The organism is Arthrobacter sp. MOO21, from assembly GCF_057369995.2.
This window is the reverse complement of sequence record NZ_CM170671.2, coordinates 2339797-2357396: the sequence shown is the minus strand read 5'-3', so window position 1 is coordinate 2357396 and position 17600 is coordinate 2339797. Positions and strand designations below refer to the sequence as shown.

The window sequence follows — 17600 nt, the reverse complement described above, 5'->3', positions numbered from 1 at the left end:
AACTTCCAGGTGCCGGATCTGCTCCTACCCACCAGCCAGAATCTATGGTGGTGGATATAGATTTTTTATAGCACCCGTGGGAAACTGAAGCAAGAGACAGCAGGCACGAATTTCGGAGGAGACGATATGGCCGAATCTGCCGCCGGCCGGGGGCCCAGGCCTCCCGGCTCACGCGCCCTGTATGCCATCTCAGTAGCGGCCGAACTCACGGGAACCGGACAGCAGAACATCCGGCTGTACGAGACCAAGGGGCTGCTGACGCCCTCGCGCACCGCGGGGGGCACGCGGCAGTACAGCGACGATGACATTGCCGTGCTGCTGCGGATCGGGGAACTCCTGGAGCAGGGACTCAACCTTGCCGGCGTCGCCAAAGTATTGGAACTGGAGGCTGCGAACCTGAAGCTGCACCGCGCCCTCAAACGCGCACGGTCACAGCCTGAGTAGCCCCGCGGACAGGGACCAGCTCAGTCCCGCGGAGACTCCGCTTTGGACAGCTCTCCCGTGATCGCTTCCCCCGGGATCCTGGCCGTGCGCCAGGTGTCGAGGGCAATCACGCCACCGAGGATGAGCAGCGACAGGGAGAAGGAAGCCAGCGCATCGCTGAGCCAGTGGTAGCCCAGGTAAAGGCGGCTCACGGCAGCCAGCACGATGCCGACTCCGGCGCCGATGAAGCCCAGTACTGCGGCGCGGTTGTTCCTGCGCCGCGAGAAGATCAGGAAGGTCCCCACCAACAGGAAATCGCACGCACCCAGGACGTGGCCGGACGGAAATGAAAAGGTCTGGTCCACGCCGAAGAGCATCTGGTCCACCGGCGGCCGGGAACGCCGGACGATCTGGAGGATGATCTGCGAGATGACCACGCCGCTGAGCATGGCCGAGGCGAGCAGGATGGGACGCCATGCATGCTTGGCTGCAATGCTCCATGCCACGATGACCACCAGCACAATGATGGGCAGGACCACGGGACCGAAGACCACCGCCAGGAAAATCATGGCCGCCGTGACGGCGTCGGAACGCTCGGCGAGCAGCCAGTCGCGCACGGGGATGTCGGCCGACGAGAGGCCGTCCGCCTGAACCACGCTGATCAGCGTGCTGATGAACAGCGCCACCCCCACCACGGCCAGGATGACTGACGCCCGGTACAGCCGGCGCCGGTCGGCCGGATCCACGTAGCGCTCCTCCACCACGAACTTGTCGTGGAAGGTGCGCCACCAGCCGCTGTTCTTCTCCGGGCTTCCGGAGCCTGCCGATTCATGTGCCAAAGTGCTGCCCGTCCCTGCGCCGTATTGATTGCCTAGGGTGAACATTATCCGGCCCGGACGCCATCCACTCCACCCGGCGGCCATCCCAGCGGCTGCGGGCCGCTGGAGCGGCCCCGTGGCGAACTGCCAACTGCGCTTGCCTAGCTGCCTCCCCCGCCCGCGCCGGCCGCCGCGTGGTTCCGCCAGCTGTGTTCCGGCTCATATCCCAGCAACCGCCGCGCCTTGTCGATGGACAGCATGGTTTCGTGCTCGCCCAGTTCCTTGGTGACCTTGACGTCCGGGAAGACTTCTGCGGCAAGGCTGGCGCTGGACCGGCTCATGACCGTGTCCGCGTTGGCGACGATGAACGCTTCGAAGCCTGGCTTGGCGTTCTCGAGAGCCCGCGCCACGGCCTGCGCCCCGTCCCGTCCGTCGATGTACCCCCACAGGTTCCATTTCCGCAGCATGGGGTCGGCGTCGAAGGACGGGAACCGGGCATAGTCCTCCTCGTCCATGACGTTGGAGAACCGCAGCCCCGTGATGCTCAGCTCCGGGTCCCAGCGGGTCAGTTCCACTGCCATCTGCTCCTCCAGGTGCTTCACCAGGGAGTAGGTGCTTTCCGGCCTGGCCGGGTATTCCTCATCCACCGGGATGTAGGGCGGGTCGACGTCGAACGGCAGTCCCAGCACCGTCTCGCTGGAGGCGTACACCACCTTCTTGATTTCGGCGCGCCGGGCCGCTTGGAACACGTTGTAGGTGGACAGCATGTTGTTCTCGAACGTGGCTGCGTCCGGAATGATGCCGGGCGCGGGGATGGCACCCAGGTGCACCACGGCGTCGAACCCGTCATGCCGGTCGTCAACGCCCAGCAGGGCGTCCACCACCTGGCCGTAGTTGCGCAGGTCCACCACCAGCAGCTCCGGGCTCCGAGACCCTGCCCGGTCCAGGGTGAGGACCTGGTGGCCGTCGTCGTTGAGCCGGCGCACCACATGGCGTCCGAGTTTTCCGCTTCCGCCGGTTACGGCAATTCTCATCAGTAATTCCTTCTGTTGCAGTGGAGGAGCTGTGCGTGCGGTACTTCGGTCAGGCCGGGGGACGCGGGGAGGCCAGGAACTTTTCGACGGCGGCGATGGCCAGTCCCGTGATCTCCCCCGGATCGCCGCTGCCGTTGACGGAGACCAGGATGCCCCGGCCCGCGTACACCGAGACTACTTCATGGGTCTGGCGGTGGTAGAGGTCCAGCCTGCGCCGAAAAATTTCGATCGTGTCGTCCGTGCGTCCCTGCTCCCGGGCGCGCCGAAGCATCCGTTGCTCCAGTTCGGCATCCCCAGCCTGCAGCTCGATGACGGCATCCAGCATGCGGCCCTGCGAAGCGAGCATGTTGTCCAGTTCCGTCACCTGCAGCGCTGTCCGGGGGTAGCCGTCCAGCAGGAACCCGTTTTTGACGTCAGCCGCCTGGAGGCGGTCCTTCACCAGGGCGTTGGTGAGGCGGTCCGGCACGAAGTCGCCGCCGTCAAGGTACCCGGCCGCCTGGTTTCCCAGCTCCGTCTCCTGGCTGACGTTGCTCCGGAAGATCTCGCCTGTGGACACTGCGGGGATCCCGAAATGGCGGGCAAGGTGTTCGGCCTGGGTTCCCTTGCCGGAGCCCGGCGGTCCGATGATGAGCAACCTGGTCATGTTCTTCGTCCCTCCGCGGCATGGCGCCAGTATTCCGGCCCGTCGGCGGCGGCGCCGGCGCCTGCTTCATTGTGCCGGTTCCCCGCCGGGGGCGCCAGCATCCGCTCGCCGGGAGGCAGGCAATATGACGTTCTGGCACGTGCACGGATGTATATACTTCTGGGTATCGGTTTAGCAGCAGGCCGTTGGAAAGTTCGTCGATCCAGCGACCATCACAGGTTCCCGCCAAGGGGCGGGGCCCTTTGTGTGTTGCTGGCTCGTTTTGACCTGAGCGAATGGCACCAGAAGACCGTGGCCAGCGAGTCAACAGCAAAAACCGATACATCCATTACAGAGCACCTGCACGAACTGGTCCTCAACAGCTCCGACGTTGAGGACTTCCTGAATGAGTTGGCGCAGGTGTCTGCGCGCAACCTTTCCGAGCCTGATGACGAGATGCTGTGCGCCATCACCCTGCTCCGGCAGCGCAAGGCGGCAACGGTTGCCAGCAGCAGCAAGGATGCCGAATCCATTGGCCGGCTCGAGCACAAGTACACCCAAACGCCCAGCATGACTGCCTCCGCTGCCCAGGAGACCGTCCACGCCCCGGACCTCGCCGAGGATGGCCGCTGGCCGGAATACACGGCAGCCGTGGTGGCCCAGGGCGTCCGATCCGTGGCAGCCGTTCCGTTCCGGCTCGAAGGGGAGACCAAGGCAGCGTTGCTGCTGTACTCCCGCCGGGCCCACCGCTTTGAAGGCCGCATCCTGGACTTCGCCAAGGACTTCGTCAGCCAGACGTCGCTGGCACTGCGGCTTGCCGTCCGGTTCGCCCATTACAGCGAGACGGCTGCCAACCTCCGTGCCACCCTCGAGTCCCGGACTGCCATCGACATGGCAGTAGGCATCATCATGGCGCAGAACCGCTGCAGCCAGCAGGACGCCTTCGACATCCTGAGGACGGCGTCCAGCACGCGGAATTCCAAGCTGCATGACGTGGCCACCGCAGTGGTTAATTCCCTGGGCCAGGGGCCCGTCCGTACACATTACGACGGCTAGTCACCATTCCGGCGAACGGGGATGGGCGGCGATAGACTGTTGCCAAATTTTTTCGGCCTGGGGGGCTTGGATGGAACAGCAGCGTGTTTGCCTTGTCGTCGAGGACGATGACGACATCCGCGATCTCATTTCAACGGTCCTGGCCGGAGCGGGCTTCGAGGTCAGGGCCGCGGCCACGGGCGGCGAGGGCGTCGTGGCGGCCGCCGATCCCGCCGTCACGCTTATCACCCTGGACCTCGGCCTGCCTGACATGGACGGGCACGTGGCGGCCCGTGCCATCCGCGCGCTGAGCGCCGCGCCGCTGCTCTTCCTGACGGCCCGCTCCGGGCAGGACGACGTGCTGGCCGGCATGGCATCAGGGGCTGCAGCCTACCTGACCAAGCCATTCCGCCCGAGTGAACTTCGGGACGCTGCCGAACAGCTGTGCCCGGCGCACATTTCACAGGAGCCTCATGTCCCAGGCAATCCGCTGCACTGAATTGGCTGCCTGAAAATGAGGCCTGGTGGCTGCCTCTGGTAGCCACCAGGCAGTAAACAGCACAGCAAACGGCGACGGCGGGATCCCCGGCCGCCGCCGTTTACGCTGGCGCTGGCGGGGGCTACTTGGCGAGGAAGCCGAGCAGCGCCTGGTTGACCTCCGCGGTGTGGGTCCACAGAAGGCCGTGCGGGGCGCCCTCGATCTCCACGTACTCGGCGCTGGGCAGGGCCTTGGCGAACAGCCGTCCCGTGGCGTCGATGGGAAGGATGTTGTCCGCAGTGCCGTGCAGGATCAGGGCGGGCACATCGATCTTGGGGATGTCCTGGCGGAAGTCGGTGAGCCAGGTGGGCTGCGCGGCCACCGACGCCGTGGCCCCGGCGCTGGCGGCCAGGTTCCAGCTGGCGTCGACGGCTTCCTGGCTCAGGCGCGGGGTGCCCAGGAAGGTGTCGGAGTTGTAGAAATTCTTGAAGAAATCGGTGAAGAAGGCGTACCTGTCAGCAGTCACCGCTTCCTTCAGCCCGTCGAACACGTCCTGCGGAACGCCGTCGGGGTTGTCATCGGTCTTGAGCAGGAACGGCTCCAGGGAACCGATGAAGGCAGCGCGGGAGATCCGGGCCGAACCGTAGTTGGACAGGTATCGTGCCACTTCGCCGGTGCCCATAGAGAAGCCCACCAGGACGGCATCGCTGAGGTCCAGGGTGGTGAGCAGGGTGTTGAGGTCCCCGGCAAAGGTGTCGTAGTCGTAGCCGTCGGTGGGCTTGCTGGACTTGCCGAAGCCGCGGCGGTCGTACGTGATGACGCGGTAGCCGGCGTCCAGGAGGGCTGAGGTCTGCTTCTCCCAGGATGATCCGTCCAGCGGGTAGCCGTGGATCAGCACCACGGGCTGCCCCGCGCCATGGTCCTCGTAGTAGAGCTCGATGTCGGTGCTGTTTTCAGTACCTACGGTGATGAAAGCCATCGCAGCGTATTCCTTTCGAGACTGATCAGGGCGGGCGGCAGAGGGCGCCTGCCCGCACTGTTCCTACTCTAGGGGTCCTGCTCCAGGGGCCCGGCCAAGGGCCTGCACTTCCCGGCATGGATTCCCTTATGTCATTATTTGCGTATGAATGCAGATAGTGATGCTTGCTCACTGGCCACCGACAGCCAGTATGTGGAGTTGGCAGTGGAAGTCTTCTCCATGCTTGCCGATGCCACGAGGGTCCGGATCATCCTGGCCCTGCGGGGCGGCGAGATGGCCGTAGGCGCGCTGGCCGAGGCGGTGGGCAAGTCCCCTGCTGCGGTTTCCCAGCATCTGGCGAAGATGCGGCTGGCCAGGATGGTCTCCACCCGGCAGGAAGGGACGCGTGTCCTTTACCGGCTGGAGAACGAACATGCACGGCAACTCGTGGCTGATGCCATCTTCCAGGCAGAACACGCCCTGGGCGGCGAACCGGCCCACCACCGCCTTCCCGGCAAGGGCACAGAGAGGACCTCCCGATGAGCGGCGCACACCATGAGTCAACGCACACGCACAGCCATCCGCATGACCATGATCACGGGCAGGGCCATGACCACGATCATGGGAATGGGCATGACCATGGCCACGGCCATCACCACCACGGCGGCTTCAAGGGCTGGCTGTCCGAGCTCTTCGTTCCCCATACGCACGACGCCGCGGACTCCATCGACGACGCCATGGAGGCCAGTACCGAAGGCATCCGGGCGCTGAAGATCAGCATGTTCCTCCTGCTGGCCACCACCATGCTGCAGTTCCTGGTGGTCCTGTTCAGCAGCTCCGTGGCACTGCTCGCGGACACGATCCACAACTTCTCGGACGCCCTGACGGCGGTGCCGCTCTGGGTTGCCTTCGTCCTGGGGCGCAAGGGGGCAAGCCGTCGCTACACCTATGGCTACGGCCGGGCCGAGGACCTCGCCGGGCTGTTCATCGTGGCCGTGGTGGCCCTCTCAGCGGTCGTCGCCGGCTGGCAGTCGGTGGACCGGCTGATTAGCCCGCAGCCGCTGCAGAACCTTGGATGGGTCATGGCCGCGGGCATCATCGGGTTTGCCGGCAACGAGGCTGTTGCGGTCTACCGCATCCGGGTGGGACGCAGGATCGGTTCCGCGGCACTGGTTGCGGACGGCGTGCACGCCCGGACGGACGGCTTCACCTCGCTTGCCGTGGTGATGGGAGCCGCGGGCGTCATGCTGGGTTTCCCGCTGGCGGATCCCATCGTGGGCATCATCATCTCGGCGGCGATCATGGTGCTGCTGTGGGGAACAGTGCGCAGCATTGGCCGTCGCCTGATGGACGGCATTGAACCGGAACTGCTGTCACGGGCGCAGGCTGCGCTGGAGCAGACCCCCGGCGTGCTGGCCGTCCGCGGCCTGCAGCTGCGGTGGTCCGGCCACCGGCTGCAGGGCGCGGCACGCATCGAACTGGCCGACATCGAGCTGTCCCAGGCGGAAGACATCATGCGCAGCGCGGACCACCGGCTTCGCCATGCGCTGCCCAAGCTGGACGGGATGGTTCTCTCGCCCAGCCTGCAGCGGTACTGACTTCCCCTTAGGGCAGTGCCAGCTTGAAGACCTTGGCCCAGGATGAGCCAACCTGCTTCAGCAGGGGCCCGGTGGTGTACTTCAGGCCGTAGCGCTGGCAGATCTCGCGGACCCGGGGCGCCACTTCGGCGTACCGGTTGGAGGGCAGGTCCGGGAAGAGGTGGTGCTCGATCTGGTGGGAGAGGTTGCCGGTCATGAGGTGCATGAACTTGGAGCCTGAGATGTTGGCCGAGCCGATCATCTGGCGCACGTACCAGTCGCCGCGGGTTTCGCCGTCCACCATCTCCTCCGTGAAGGTGTCGGTGCCTTCCGGGAAGTGTCCGCAGAAGATGACCGCGTGGGCCCAGACGTTGCGGATGGCATTGGCTGCGATGGTGCCGAACAGCGCCTGCTTGGCGGAACCTGTCAGCATGGCCAGGGCAGGGGTGGCCGCGTAATCCTTGGTGAACTGCGTGACCACCTTCTTGCCCAGGGCTTTGAGGTCCTTGAGCAGGGCTTCCTTGGACTTGGTGCCTTCCTTGTACTCGGTCAGCTCGAGGTCATAGATGGCGATGCCCCACTCGAAGACCGGCGCCAGGATGGCATTGAACAGTGGGTTGGCAAGGTTGATCGGCTTCCACGGCTGCTGCTCGTCCATGCGCAGGAGGTTGTATCCGACGTCGTTGTCCTTGCCCACCACGTTGGTCCAGCGGTGGTGCAGGTCGTTGTGCGTGTGCTGCCAGGACCGTGAAGGGGTGACGAAGTCCCATTCCCAGGTGGTGGAGTGGATATCCGGGTCCCGCATCCAGTCCCACTGGCCGTGCAGGATGTTGTGGCCCAGTTCCATGTTCTCCAGGATCTTGGCCAGGCTCAGCAGGGTGGTGCCGGTGACCCAGGCGGCCTTGTTCTTGCTGACCAGCAGGGCCGCCCGGCCCGAGAGTTCCAGGCCCCGCTGGATTTTGATCATGCGGCGGATGTAGGCCGCGTCCTCTGCACCACGCTTGCCCAGGATCTCGTCCCTGATGGCGTCGAGCTCACGGCCCAGCTCCGCCACCTGTTCGTCGGTGAGGTGGGCTGCTGCAGGCGGGCGGACGGTGGGGCTGCCCGATTCGGCCAGTTTGCCGGGACGCGTGCGTGAGGAGCCGGCGTTGGCACCCGCGGCGGTGGTTTTTGTGGGTGAGATGACAGACATACGGTACTGCTCCTCAGAGTTCGAGGTTGACGGGTCCGGCGGCTGCCGAGACACACGTTTGGATCAGTTGGCCGGGCTCGCCGTGGATTTCCCCGGTGCGGAGGTCGCGGACCTGCCCGGCCAGGAGTGGGGTGAGGCAGCTGTGGCAGATGCCCATCCGGCAGCCGCTGGGCATCAGCACCCCGGCGTCCTCCCCGATGTCCAGGATGGGGGTGTCGCCGTCGGCCTCCACCTCCCGGTCCGAGGCTTCGAAGGTGACCAGGCCGCCGTCGTGCCCCACACCGGCGTTGAACGTGGTGTTGAAGCGTTCGATCATCAGGTTGCCGGGATCTCCGGCCACGGCAACATCGGTCCCCGGCGCGCGCGTGGTCAGGGCTGCCCGCTTCCACAGCGCCTCGGCATCGTCCAGGAAGCTGTCCGGACCGCAGGCGTAGGCCGCCCGTTCCTTCCAGTCGGGGCAGATCTCGTCCAGTTCCTTGGTGCTGGAGAAGTCCATCCGGCCCTGCTCGCCGGTGTACCAGTGCGCCAGGCGGAAGTTGGGGAACTGGTCCGCCAGTTCCGCCAGCTCCTCGCGGAAGAGGCTGTCGCCGGGAGTGCGGGCCGAGTGGACCAGAACGACGTCGGCATCCGGGCGCCGCGGCACCAGGGTGCGGATCATGGACATCACCGGGGTGATGCCACTGCCGGCGGTGACCATGAGAAGGGGGCGGGGATGCTCCGGAAGCACGAAATCACCCTGCGGCGGGGCCAGGAAAAGGACATCACCGGGCTTGGTGGTGCGGACCAGGGTGCCGGAAACCGCTCCGACGTCCGTGACGGTGATGGCGGGGTCCTTACCGGCCGGGGCGCTGAGCGAGTAGGAGCGCCAATGGCGGACGCCGTCGAGTTCGACGCCGATACGCGCCCACTGTCCCGCAAGGTGCGCCTTCCAGCCGCGGCCGGGACGGAAGAAGATCGTTGCTGACTGGGCCGTCTCCTGCACCACGCGGGTGACGACGCCACGGAGCTGCCGCGCGGAGTAGACAGGGTTGAAGAGGGCAAGGACGTCCTCTGGAGCCAGAGGCGTGGTAAGCACGGAGGCCGCCTGGGCCAGCTGTCGTAGCCGGATCATGATTTAAAGCCTAGGGCGGCGCGAGCCATATTTCTCTCTCTCCGTCATATGACCGGTACGCAGTCACACTGGTTGGGGGCGCTAAGCCCCCAAGCCGCACCTTAAGAGTAACGGCCCGGCCCTCCAGAGAGTTCCCTGGGTACTTTCGCGCCTAGTTGTTCCTACCCTTCACCCGTACCCACCGATCGCCGGTTCCAACCCAGCGCGGGCGCAACGAACCGCGCCACGTTGCCCAGGAGCTTGGCGTTGAAATCCACACCGAGCTGGTTGGGAACGGTCAGCAGCAGGGTGTCAGCGGCCTGGACCGCGGTGTCCCCCGCGAGCTGTTCCGCCAACTGGTCGGGCGGGCCCACGTAGCTTTTGCCGAACCTGGCGGTCAGGCCGTCGATGACGCCCACCTGGTCCCGCCCATCGCGGAGCGCGCTCCCCGCAAAGTAGTAGTTGTCCTCTTCATCCACGATGGGAAGGACGCTGCGGCTGACCGAGACGCGGGGTTCGTGCCCGTGTCCCGCGGCCGCCCAGGCGTCCCTGAAAAGTTGGATCTGTTCTGCCTGGAGCTCGTGGAACGGTACGCCGGTGTCCTCGGTGAGCAAGGTGGAACTCATCAGGTTCATGCCGAGTTCGGCGGCCCAGACGGCGGTCTTGCGGGTGCCGGCGCCCCACCAGATGCGCTGGGCCAGCCCCGGGGACTGGGGCTGGACGGGCAGGAGGCCGGACGCGCCGCCGGCGTAGCGCGGGTCCGCCTGGGCCACGCCTGCGCCGGTGATGGCCTTGCGGAAGAGGGCAGTGTGGCGGCGGGCCATGTCCGCGTCCGTCTCCCCCGGCTCCGGGCGGTAGCCGAACGCAGACGCACCTTCCCGCGCGGGCTCGGGTGAACCGCGGCTGATGCCCAGTTGCAGCCTGCCTCCGCTGATCAGGTCCGTGGCCGCAGCTTCCTCCGCCATGTACAGCGGGTTCTCGTAGCGCATGTCGATGACGCCGGTTCCGATTTCGATTCGGCTGGTGCGTGCGGCAATGGCGGACAGGAGGGGAAACGGCGATGCCTGCTGGCGGGCAAAGTGGTGCACGCGGAAGAAGGCACCGTCCACCCCGAGCTCCTCGGCGGCGACAGCCAGTTCGACGCCCTGAAGCAGCGCGTCCGCCGCGGTCCTGGTGCGGGAACCCTGGCCGGGTCCCCAGTGGCCGAATGACAGAAATCCGATGCGCTCCATACCAGCCCCAACCGTGTGGCGGGCTGCAGCATTCCCGGCTGGCATGATGGCTGGCTGGTTACCCCGGAAGCTGCCCTACCAGGCAACGGCTTGGCCAAGGCCCGGCCGGCGCCGTAGCCGCGGCTAGACTGGCCCCGTGACCAACAGCGAGCAGCCCACCCCCGCCACGGCCCCGCCGCCGCGCGGCAAAATCGCACAGCTGCTGCTGCCCGGGGGCGAGGAACCGGATCCGCGGTTCACCCTGGCGAACGAGCGGACATTCCTGGCCTGGATCCGCACGTCCCTCGCACTGCTGGCCGGCGGCATCGCCATCGAGGCATTCACGTCGGGACTGTTCCTGGAGCCGGTCCGGAAAGGCCTGGCCGTCCTCCTGCTGCTGCTCGGCATGATGCTCAGCAGCGGGGCAGCAGTGCGGTGGGTCAGGGTGGAACGCAGCATGCGCAATAAGGCGCCGCTGCCGCTGCCCCTCCTTGTGCCATTGGTGGCCGGGGCAGGCGCCCTGGCAGCCGCCGTCGTAGTCGTTTTCATCCTGCTGCGCTGACCGTCCATGGCGTCCCGCAACCCCAACCCGCACGGTGATCCGGGGCTCCAGCCCGAGCGGACGGCCCTCGCCTGGGGCCGCACCATGCTCGCGCTGGTGACGGCGAGCGCCTTCTTCCTGCGCTGGCTGCCCGTGTACGGGTTTCCCATCCTGATGCTTTTTGCGGTCTCCGCCGGCGCGGCCCTGGCCATCTACCTCACCCAGCGCAGCCGGTACCGGGCCAGGGCCCACGGCCTCGCGGGCGAAAGCATCGAAGCGGACCTTCCTGCGGTGCTTTGGACCGCCTTTGCCGGCGTAGCCCTGGGCGGCCTGGGCATTGCCGTGGTCCTGACCGGCTAGCCGCACCTAGAACATCGGCAGGACGAAGCCGGCCAGCAGCGCCACGGTGCCGATGGCAGTCAGGCAGCGGCCCAGGACAGACGCCGTCCCGCCGGGCTCCTCCGGCACGGTGGACTGCCACTGGGTGGGACGCTTGGGATGGTAGTAGATGTGCAGGGTGTCGCCGGGAGCCATGTCCCTGATGTCGTAGGGCGACATCGGCGCCTGGTGCACCAGGCCTTTCCGGTCGGACCAGCGGAAGCCAACACCGGTGCGGTCGGAATACACGACGGCCTCGGCAACATCCCAGGGGTGCACGAAGCGCCGCAGGAAACCGGTGTAAAAGAGCAGTCCGAGCCCGGCAGGCAGGCACAACCAGGTAAGCACTTCCAGGATGGGACCTGCCATGTCGAGCGCGGTGGGCATGAAGTTGATGGTACCGCGCGGGGGCTGGTGGCTTCAGCACCTACTACGTACGCTGAAGGGGACCGGACCGGAGGAAGGGAAAGCCATGAATGATGAGGATATTTTGACGCGCATCCAGGCGTTGGTGGAGGAAGAGCACTCCCTCCGCGACGGCACCGGTGAGGGTGGAGTGCCTGACCAGGCCCGGCTCCGGCACGTGGAGGAAAGCCTGGACCAGTGCTGGGACCTGCTGCGCCAGCGCCGGGCGAAGAAGGACTCGGGCGAGAACCCGAACGACGCCGAGGCACGGCCCGTCAGCGAAGTTGAAGGCTACCGGCAGTAGCTTCACCGAAGCATCCCAGGCGCCCGGGTTCGGCTACGGCCCGGGCGCCTTTTCCGCCGCCCAGAGATCGGAGATCTTCCATGCGCATTGCAGTCGCGCAAATCATCAGCAGCGCCGACACCTCAGCGAACCTTGGTCTCGTATGGGATTACGCTGCCCAGGCCAGGAATGCCGGCGCGCAGCTGGTGGTCTTTCCCGAGGCAACAATGCGTGCGTTCGGCCATTCCCTGAAAGACATCGCCGAGCCCCTGGACGGCCCCTGGGCCAGCGAGGTGCGCCGGATAGCGAAGGACCTGGACATCGCGATCGTGGCCGGGATGTTCACCCCAGGGAATGAAGGCCGCGTCCGAAACACGCTGCTGGTGACGGGCCCCGGGCTGGACACGTCCTACGACAAGGTCCACCTTTTTGACGCCTTCGGCTTCACGGAATCCAGGACGGTGGATGCCGGAACCGCGCCCGTAACGTTCGAGCTCGATGGCACGGTCTTCGGCCTGGCTACCTGCTACGACGTCCGCTTTCCTGCCCTCTTTACCGCCAACGCCAATGCCGGTGCGCAGGTGAATATCGTGTGCGCTTCGTGGGGCGCCGGCGAAGGCAAGGCGGAGCAGTGGGACCTGCTGGTGCGCGCGCGGGCACTGGACAGCACCACCTTCGTGGTCGCCTGCGGCCAGGGTGATCCCGAAACCGTCGGCGCCGGACCCGCCGGGACGGCACCCACCGGGATCGGCCACAGTGCCGTCATCACTCCCCTGGGCTCCGCCGTGGTGGCGCTCGGCGGCAAACCCGAACTCGCCGTCGTCGACATCGATCCGGCGGCAGTTGAGGAAGTGCGGGCCAAGCTGCCGGTCCTGGCGAACGCCCGCCGTTTCTGAGCACGTGAGCAGCCGTTCATGGCTCCGAAACATGGGGAAAGGGCGTGCGACGGCGGTTCTCACCATTGGCGCGGCGCCTGCCCTGCGATTCCGGGGGATTTTGCGGGGCGGGAGCTATGGCAGCGAAAGCCGGGTGGGCGCCGGTTTACATTCCCGAAACATAGCTGACACGCGAACTTCACGCAGACCCCATTTGTGTAACGTGACCGCAACTTTAAGCGGCATTGGCTGAAACACGGCCCCCGAAAAATAGACCGCGGGGGAAATGCCAGGGGCCAGTCGGGCCCTAAGTCGAGTTCACGTTGCGAAGGGACTACCGGTGGAGATCACTGCCCAACAGGTCTGGCTGATGATTTCAGCCGCGATGGTACTGCTGATGACCCCCGGGCTGGGCCTCTTCTACGGCGGCATGACCCGCGCAAAGGCTGCGCTCAACATGATCATGATGAGCTTCATCTCGGCCGGCATCGTTGGCGTGGTGTGGGTCCTTTACGGCTACTCCATGACCACCGGCGACGGCGTGCTCGGGCTCTTCGGCAACCCCTTCACCAGTTTCGGGTTGCAGAACCTCATGGGCTCCCCCGATCTCCTCAAGGCCGGCTACAGCGCCACCTTCGCCATCATCACGGTGGCACTCATCAGCGGCGCCATCGCCGACCGCGCGAAGTTCAGCGCCTGGGCCCTGTTCGTGCCGGTCTGGATTACCGTCATCTACTGCCCCTTGGCCTACATGATCTGGGGCGGCGGGCTGATGAGCGCAGGAGGTGCCGTCACGGCAATCTTCGGCCAGGTCATCGACTTCGCCGGCGGCGCGGTAGTCGAAATCAGTTCCGGAACCGCAGCCCTGGTCCTGGCCGTCATCGTGGGCCAGCGCCACGGCTTCGCCAAGGACCCCAACCACCGCCCGCACAACCTGCCCTTCATCATGCTGGGCGCAGCAATCCTGTGGTTTGGTTGGTTCGGCTTCAACGGCGGTGCTGCAACGAGCGCGGAGCAGGCCGGCCTGATCTGGATCAACACCCTCGTCGCCCCGGCCGCGGCCATGCTCAGCTGGCTGGTCACCGAGAAGGTCCGCCACGGACACCCCACCTCGCTGGGCGCCGCATCGGGTGTCGTCGCCGGCCTGGTGGCCATCACCCCGTCCTGCGCAAACATCAGCCCGGTGGCCGCCATCGGCCTGGGCCTGGTGGCCGGTGCGGCGTGCGCCGTGTTTGTCGACCTCAAGTACCGCTTTGGCCTGGACGATTCCCTCGACGTCGTCGGTGTCCACCTGGGCGCCGGCCTCATCGGTACGCTTTCGCTCGGCTTCATCGCCCTCCCCGTGAACGGCCAGGGCGGCGGACTCTTCTACGGCGGCGGGGTGCAGCAGCTGATCGCCCAGACGGCCGCCGTCGTTATCACTCTCCTGCTGTCAGGTGTCGGCACCGCGGTCATTGCCCGGGTTATCAACAAGACCGTGGGCTTCCGTGTCAGCCACGAGGCGGAGACTGCCGGGGTGGACCTGTCCGAGCACGCCGAGACCGCCTACGCCTTCGGCGAGATGGGCGCCGGCTTCAACCCGCTGGGCCACGCGGCACCCCACAAGCCTGCACCGGCCCCCGCCACCGCCGGCCAGGAGCTGCATGCCAAGGAAGACTCCTTCGCATAGCGCGGCCCCGGCCGGCAGCTGCCCTCAGTCCGCAAGGATCTTGTAGAGGGCGCGGCGCGTCTCATCCATTTTCTCGATGGCAGCGGCGCGCTGTTCCTCGGTGACACCCGCGCGGAACTGGTGGATGGCACCCATCAGCTTGGCGATGCTCTGGTGGAAGTCCCGGTCCGAGCTGTCCGGCTCGGCATTCCAGGCATTCTCCATTTCATCGCCATGCTCGGCCACGTAAGCCTTGCCCGCATCCGTGAGCGCGAACTCCGTCCCGCGGCCTTCACTGAGCGCCTCAATCAGCCCCTCATCCACCAGCTGCTGGAGGGTGGGATATATCGATCCCGGGCTGGGCCGCCACATGCCGCCGGTCTTTTCGGCGATGGTCTTGATCAGTCCGTAACCGTTGGACGGCGACTCTGCCAGGAGCGAGAGGATCGCGGCACGTACGTCGCCCCGGCTCGCACGGCGGCCCCCGCGGCCGAAGCCCGGACCGAACCCGGGACCAAATCCGGGTCCGAACCCCGGACCAAATCCAGGGCCGAAACCCGGACCAAAACCCGGACCGCGGTGCCCGTGCGGCCCTTTGCGTCCCCTCCCCCGCTGGAAGCGTCCTTTGCCGAATTCCGGGCCGGGCTGTTTTTCGTCAAATATGCCTTTCATGGTGGCATCTTCCCTTCTTCGTAAGATTTCGCTGCTGTCGTCAGCGATAGTTAACGATATGTCGGTAAGTATCGCTCGTCAACGGTTCGGCGTGACCAAATCCTGACCTTCCGGCGTCTGGAAGGTCCCCGGTGGGCGGCGTATTCTGTTCACACCTGCCGAGTACGGGGGCTGGAGATGGCGAAGAAGAGCAAGCCCAGGCGCGGGTTCGGGGCCGTCGTGGGACGGCTCGTGGGGTTCCTCGCAGCGAGCGTGATGTGCGGCGTGCTGGCGGCCAGCCTCGTTGTGCCGGCGGTCGCGGCGGCGGGCCTTGGGGTCAGCACCTCCATCGGCTTTTTCGACAACCTGCCGGCGGAACTGACCGTGCAACCGCCGTCGCAAGCCACCAAAGTCCTCACCTCAGACGGCCAGCCGATCGCCACCTTCTATGCCGAGAACCGGCTGCGGGTACCGCTGGACCAGATGTCACCCTTCATCAAGGACGCCATCGTGGCCATCGAGGACAGCAGGTTCTACGAGCATGCCGGCGTGGATCCGCAGGGCATCCTGCGTGCGGTGGTCTCCAACCTGACCAAGGGCGGGCAACAGGGCGCGTCCACCATTACCCAGCAATATGTCACCAATGTCCTGAACGAAGCCCAGCTCTCGCAGGACAGGCCGGACGAAGTGGTCCTCAGCGGTCAAAAGAACATGGGCGACAAGCTGCGGGAGATGAAGCTCGCCATCACGCTGGAGAAGAAGTACACCAAGGACCAGATCCTTGAGGGCTACTTGAACATCGTGTTCTTCAACAGCAACGCGTACGGGATCGAAGCGGCAGCCCATTACTTCTTCAGCACCACCGCGAAGGATCTCACCCTTCCCCAGGCCGCGCTGCTGGCCGGGCTGGTCAACAGTCCCACCTTCTACAACCCGGAGACCAATCCGGATAAGTCGATCGTGCGCCGGAACCAGGTCCTGTCGGAGATGCTGCGGCTGCACAAGATCACCCAGGCCCAGCACGACGAGGCCGTGGCCGCACCGATCGAACTCAAGATCACGCCTGAGAGGCAGGGTTGTGCGTACGCGGCGATGGCGCCGTACTTCTGCGACTACGTCTCCCACCTCATCCTGAACAACCCCGCCTACGGGCAAAGCGACATTGAGCGGGAGCGGAAGCTGTCCCGCGGCGGCCTCACGATCGTCACCACCCTGGACAGCAGGCTCCAGGCAGCAGCGCAGGCCCAGGTGGACGGGACAGCCGGGGCCAACCCGGACCGGTGGGCAGCGTCGCTGGTGACGGTGCAGCCGGGCAGCGGCAGGATCCTGGCCATGGCACAGAACACCGTCTTCCTGCCGGAGCCGGGCAAGTTCGACACAAACCTGAACTTCAACGTGGATGCGAAGGACGCCCAGGGCAACGACCTGAATGGGGCCGGCGGGTTCCAGCCGGGGTCCACAATGAAGCCGTTCACATTCGCGGAGTGGCTGAACGAGGGCAAGACACTGACGGCGGAGGTGGACGCCTCGCGCCGGGTTTATCCCCTGGGCTTCCCCTGGCGGGACAGCTGCGGCAAGGTGTTGGGGGCGTACAGCACTGCACAGAATAATCCGACCCTGGGCGCCGCCGATGACCTTCAGAACGCCGAGGACGGCTTCTACCGGCCCATGCCGGTCAACTACGGCCTCTACAACTCGATCAACACCGCCACGTTCGCATCAGCGGCGCAGCTGGACTTCTGCGGCATCCAGAAGATGGTGGATGCCGTTGGACTTCACAGCGGCCTCGACGGCGCCCCCATCAACATGCACCAGCTGGGCAACCTCCTGGGCGGCACCGGGGTCTCCCCGCTCAACCTGGCCAATGCCTTTGCCACCTTCGCCACCGACGGCCGTTTCTGCGCCCCGATCGCCATCCTGGAAGTCAGGGATGCCAGCGGCGGAAAGCTGCCGGCACAGGCCCCGGAATGCCGCGACGCCGTCAAACCGGACGTGGCCCGTGGGGTGAACTCGGTACTGCAGGATGTACTGAAGAAGGGCTCGGGCGTCTGGATCAACCCCAAGGTCCATGACAAGGTGCCGACGGCGGCCAAGACCGGAACGTCCAACAACAACGGGTCCACCTGGGTGGTGGGCTATACGACGGGAATCGTCACGGCGTCCTTCTTCGGCGACGCACTTGAAGGCCAGAAGCGGTCCGGGCAGAACGTGACCATCAACGGTACGTTCTACCCCCGCCTTGATGGCTATATGATCGCCGGCCCGCAGTGGGCCAACTACATGCTTAAGGTCGCTCCGCTCTATCCTGCCGGCGCCTTCCCGCCGCCTCCGGCTTCGATGATCGGGCCGAACCCGTCACCCAGTCCCAAGCCGTAGCGACC

20 protein-coding genes are annotated in these 17600 nt (G+C 65.9%); 11 read left to right on the top strand and 9 right to left on the bottom strand.

What is annotated here, in order from left to right:
- Positions 1 to 126: 126 nt before the first annotated feature.
- Complete coding sequence (locus AC2JAJ_RS10925) at positions 127 to 444, top strand: MerR family transcriptional regulator (protein WP_221383482.1); 318 nt, start codon at positions 127 to 129, stop codon at positions 442 to 444.
- 20 nt (positions 445 to 464) lie between these two features.
- Here AC2JAJ_RS10925 and AC2JAJ_RS10920 read toward each other — a convergent pair whose 3' ends face one another.
- From AC2JAJ_RS10920 to AC2JAJ_RS10910, 3 genes are all read right to left on the bottom strand, one after another.
- Positions 465 to 1262, bottom strand: coding sequence for a phosphatase PAP2 family protein (locus AC2JAJ_RS10920; RefSeq protein WP_221383483.1), 798 nt, complete (start codon positions 1260 to 1262; stop codon positions 465 to 467).
- A 140-nt stretch (positions 1263 to 1402) separates the two neighbouring features.
- The gene (locus AC2JAJ_RS10915; RefSeq protein ID WP_486415861.1) at positions 1403 to 2275 is read right to left on the bottom strand and encodes an NAD-dependent epimerase/dehydratase family protein; all 873 of its coding nucleotides are present in this window, start codon (positions 2273 to 2275) and stop codon (positions 1403 to 1405) included.
- Between the two features lie 49 nt (positions 2276 to 2324).
- Positions 2325 to 2918 (bottom strand): adenylate kinase, encoded by a 594-nt coding sequence (locus AC2JAJ_RS10910; RefSeq protein WP_486415862.1) that lies wholly within the window; start codon positions 2916 to 2918, stop codon positions 2325 to 2327.
- A gap of 291 nt (positions 2919 to 3209) precedes the next feature.
- Here AC2JAJ_RS10910 and AC2JAJ_RS10905 point away from each other — a divergent pair, with 291 nt between their 5' ends.
- Together AC2JAJ_RS10905 and AC2JAJ_RS10900 are read left to right on the top strand one after the other, a co-directional pair.
- Positions 3210 to 3953, top strand: a complete 744-nt coding sequence (locus AC2JAJ_RS10905; RefSeq protein WP_486416703.1) for an ANTAR domain-containing protein — start codon at positions 3210 to 3212, stop codon at positions 3951 to 3953.
- Positions 3954 to 4023: 70 nt separating this feature from the next.
- A complete protein-coding gene (locus AC2JAJ_RS10900) occupies positions 4024 to 4431 on the top strand; it encodes a response regulator transcription factor (RefSeq protein WP_486415863.1) in 408 nt (135 codons plus the stop codon).
- A gap of 121 nt (positions 4432 to 4552) precedes the next feature.
- On the opposite strand, the gene AC2JAJ_RS10895 is transcribed toward AC2JAJ_RS10900, so the two are convergent.
- Positions 4553 to 5389 (bottom strand): alpha/beta fold hydrolase, encoded by an 837-nt coding sequence (locus AC2JAJ_RS10895; protein WP_486415864.1) that lies wholly within the window; start codon positions 5387 to 5389, stop codon positions 4553 to 4555.
- Positions 5390 to 5533: 144 nt separating this feature from the next.
- Here AC2JAJ_RS10895 and AC2JAJ_RS10890 point away from each other — a divergent pair, with 144 nt between their 5' ends.
- Together AC2JAJ_RS10890 and AC2JAJ_RS10885 are read left to right on the top strand one after the other, a co-directional pair.
- Entirely contained in the window at positions 5534 to 5911 is a 378-nt protein-coding gene (locus tag AC2JAJ_RS10890; protein WP_221383490.1) for an ArsR/SmtB family transcription factor, read from the top strand.
- Positions 5908 to 6966, top strand: a complete 1059-nt coding sequence (locus AC2JAJ_RS10885; RefSeq protein ID WP_486415865.1) for a cation diffusion facilitator family transporter — start codon at positions 5908 to 5910, stop codon at positions 6964 to 6966. Before AC2JAJ_RS10890 ends, AC2JAJ_RS10885 begins: the two co-directional genes overlap by 4 nt.
- 7 nt (positions 6967 to 6973) lie before the next feature.
- Here the strand turns inward: AC2JAJ_RS10885 and AC2JAJ_RS10880 are convergent, their stop codons facing one another.
- The 3 genes from AC2JAJ_RS10880 to AC2JAJ_RS10870 all read right to left on the bottom strand — a co-directional run bounded on the left by AC2JAJ_RS10880 (position 6974) and on the right by AC2JAJ_RS10870 (position 10459).
- A complete protein-coding gene (locus AC2JAJ_RS10880) occupies positions 6974 to 8137 on the bottom strand; it encodes a fatty acid desaturase family protein (RefSeq protein ID WP_221383492.1) in 1164 nt (387 codons plus the stop codon).
- A gap of 13 nt (positions 8138 to 8150) precedes the next feature.
- Positions 8151 to 9248, bottom strand: a complete 1098-nt coding sequence (locus AC2JAJ_RS10875) for a ferredoxin reductase (RefSeq protein WP_221383493.1) — start codon at positions 9246 to 9248, stop codon at positions 8151 to 8153.
- Positions 9249 to 9409: 161 nt separating this feature from the next.
- The gene (locus tag AC2JAJ_RS10870) at positions 9410 to 10459 is read right to left on the bottom strand and encodes an LLM class flavin-dependent oxidoreductase (RefSeq protein WP_486415866.1); all 1050 of its coding nucleotides are present in this window, start codon (positions 10457 to 10459) and stop codon (positions 9410 to 9412) included.
- Positions 10460 to 10595: 136 nt separating this feature from the next.
- Between AC2JAJ_RS10870 and AC2JAJ_RS10865 the strand changes: the two genes are divergently transcribed.
- Positions 10596 to 11000: a YidH family protein gene (locus AC2JAJ_RS10865; protein WP_221383495.1), complete on the top strand. Its 405-nt coding sequence runs from the start codon at positions 10596 to 10598 to the stop codon at positions 10998 to 11000.
- A gap of 6 nt (positions 11001 to 11006) precedes the next feature.
- Entirely contained in the window at positions 11007 to 11339 is a 333-nt protein-coding gene (locus AC2JAJ_RS10860) for a DUF202 domain-containing protein (RefSeq protein WP_221383496.1), read from the top strand.
- A gap of 6 nt (positions 11340 to 11345) precedes the next feature.
- Here AC2JAJ_RS10860 and AC2JAJ_RS10855 read toward each other — a convergent pair whose 3' ends face one another.
- Positions 11346 to 11744, bottom strand: a complete 399-nt coding sequence (locus AC2JAJ_RS10855; RefSeq protein ID WP_486415867.1) for a hypothetical protein — start codon at positions 11742 to 11744, stop codon at positions 11346 to 11348.
- An 85-nt stretch (positions 11745 to 11829) separates the two neighbouring features.
- On the opposite strand from AC2JAJ_RS10855, the gene AC2JAJ_RS10850 reads away from it, so the two are divergent.
- The 3 genes from AC2JAJ_RS10850 to AC2JAJ_RS10840 all read left to right on the top strand — a co-directional run bounded on the left by AC2JAJ_RS10850 (position 11830) and on the right by AC2JAJ_RS10840 (position 14589).
- Entirely contained in the window at positions 11830 to 12066 is a 237-nt protein-coding gene (locus tag AC2JAJ_RS10850) for a DUF2630 family protein (RefSeq protein WP_221383498.1), read from the top strand.
- 80 nt (positions 12067 to 12146) lie between these two features.
- Positions 12147 to 12941, top strand: coding sequence for a carbon-nitrogen hydrolase family protein (locus AC2JAJ_RS10845; RefSeq protein ID WP_486415868.1), 795 nt, complete (start codon positions 12147 to 12149; stop codon positions 12939 to 12941).
- 319 nt (positions 12942 to 13260) lie between these two features.
- Positions 13261 to 14589 carry an ammonium transporter gene (locus AC2JAJ_RS10840; RefSeq protein ID WP_486415869.1) on the top strand — a complete coding sequence of 443 codons (1329 nt, stop codon included), beginning with the start codon at positions 13261 to 13263 and terminating at the stop codon, positions 14587 to 14589.
- Positions 14590 to 14613: 24 nt separating this feature from the next.
- On the opposite strand, the gene AC2JAJ_RS10835 is transcribed toward AC2JAJ_RS10840, so the two are convergent.
- The gene (locus AC2JAJ_RS10835; RefSeq protein WP_221383501.1) at positions 14614 to 15240 is read right to left on the bottom strand and encodes a PadR family transcriptional regulator; all 627 of its coding nucleotides are present in this window, start codon (positions 15238 to 15240) and stop codon (positions 14614 to 14616) included.
- A 177-nt stretch (positions 15241 to 15417) separates the two neighbouring features.
- On the opposite strand from AC2JAJ_RS10835, the gene AC2JAJ_RS10830 reads away from it, so the two are divergent.
- Positions 15418 to 17595, top strand: coding sequence for a transglycosylase domain-containing protein (locus AC2JAJ_RS10830; protein WP_486415870.1), 2178 nt, complete (start codon positions 15418 to 15420; stop codon positions 17593 to 17595).
- Positions 17596 to 17600 lie beyond the last annotated feature (5 nt).

Coding starts and splice junctions, on each gene's coding strand:
- AC2JAJ_RS10855 (WP_486415867.1), bottom strand. CDS start 11,744: ATGCCCACCGCGCTCGACATGGCAGGTCCCATCCTGGAAGTGCTTACC.
- AC2JAJ_RS10875 (WP_221383493.1), bottom strand. CDS start 9,248: ATGATCCGGCTACGACAGCTGGCCCAGGCGGCCTCCGTGCTTACCACG.
- AC2JAJ_RS10895 (WP_486415864.1), bottom strand. CDS start 5,389: ATGGCTTTCATCACCGTAGGTACTGAAAACAGCACCGACATCGAGCTC.
- AC2JAJ_RS10835 (WP_221383501.1), bottom strand. CDS start 15,240: ATGAAAGGCATATTTGACGAAAAACAGCCCGGCCCGGAATTCGGCAAA.
- AC2JAJ_RS10830 (WP_486415870.1), top strand. CDS start 15,418: ATGGCGAAGAAGAGCAAGCCCAGGCGCGGGTTCGGGGCCGTCGTGGGA.
- AC2JAJ_RS10870 (WP_486415866.1), bottom strand. CDS start 10,459: ATGGAGCGCATCGGATTTCTGTCATTCGGCCACTGGGGACCCGGCCAG.
- AC2JAJ_RS10885 (WP_486415865.1), top strand. CDS start 5,908: ATGAGCGGCGCACACCATGAGTCAACGCACACGCACAGCCATCCGCAT.
- AC2JAJ_RS10900 (WP_486415863.1), top strand. CDS start 4,024: ATGGAACAGCAGCGTGTTTGCCTTGTCGTCGAGGACGATGACGACATC.
- AC2JAJ_RS10915 (WP_486415861.1), bottom strand. CDS start 2,275: ATGAGAATTGCCGTAACCGGCGGAAGCGGAAAACTCGGACGCCATGTG.
- AC2JAJ_RS10910 (WP_486415862.1), bottom strand. CDS start 2,918: ATGACCAGGTTGCTCATCATCGGACCGCCGGGCTCCGGCAAGGGAACC.
- AC2JAJ_RS10845 (WP_486415868.1), top strand. CDS start 12,147: ATGCGCATTGCAGTCGCGCAAATCATCAGCAGCGCCGACACCTCAGCG.
- AC2JAJ_RS10925 (WP_221383482.1), top strand. CDS start 127: ATGGCCGAATCTGCCGCCGGCCGGGGGCCCAGGCCTCCCGGCTCACGC.
- AC2JAJ_RS10890 (WP_221383490.1), top strand. CDS start 5,534: ATGAATGCAGATAGTGATGCTTGCTCACTGGCCACCGACAGCCAGTAT.
- AC2JAJ_RS10850 (WP_221383498.1), top strand. CDS start 11,830: ATGAATGATGAGGATATTTTGACGCGCATCCAGGCGTTGGTGGAGGAA.
- AC2JAJ_RS10860 (WP_221383496.1), top strand. CDS start 11,007: ATGGCGTCCCGCAACCCCAACCCGCACGGTGATCCGGGGCTCCAGCCC.
- AC2JAJ_RS10880 (WP_221383492.1), bottom strand. CDS start 8,137: ATGTCTGTCATCTCACCCACAAAAACCACCGCCGCGGGTGCCAACGCC.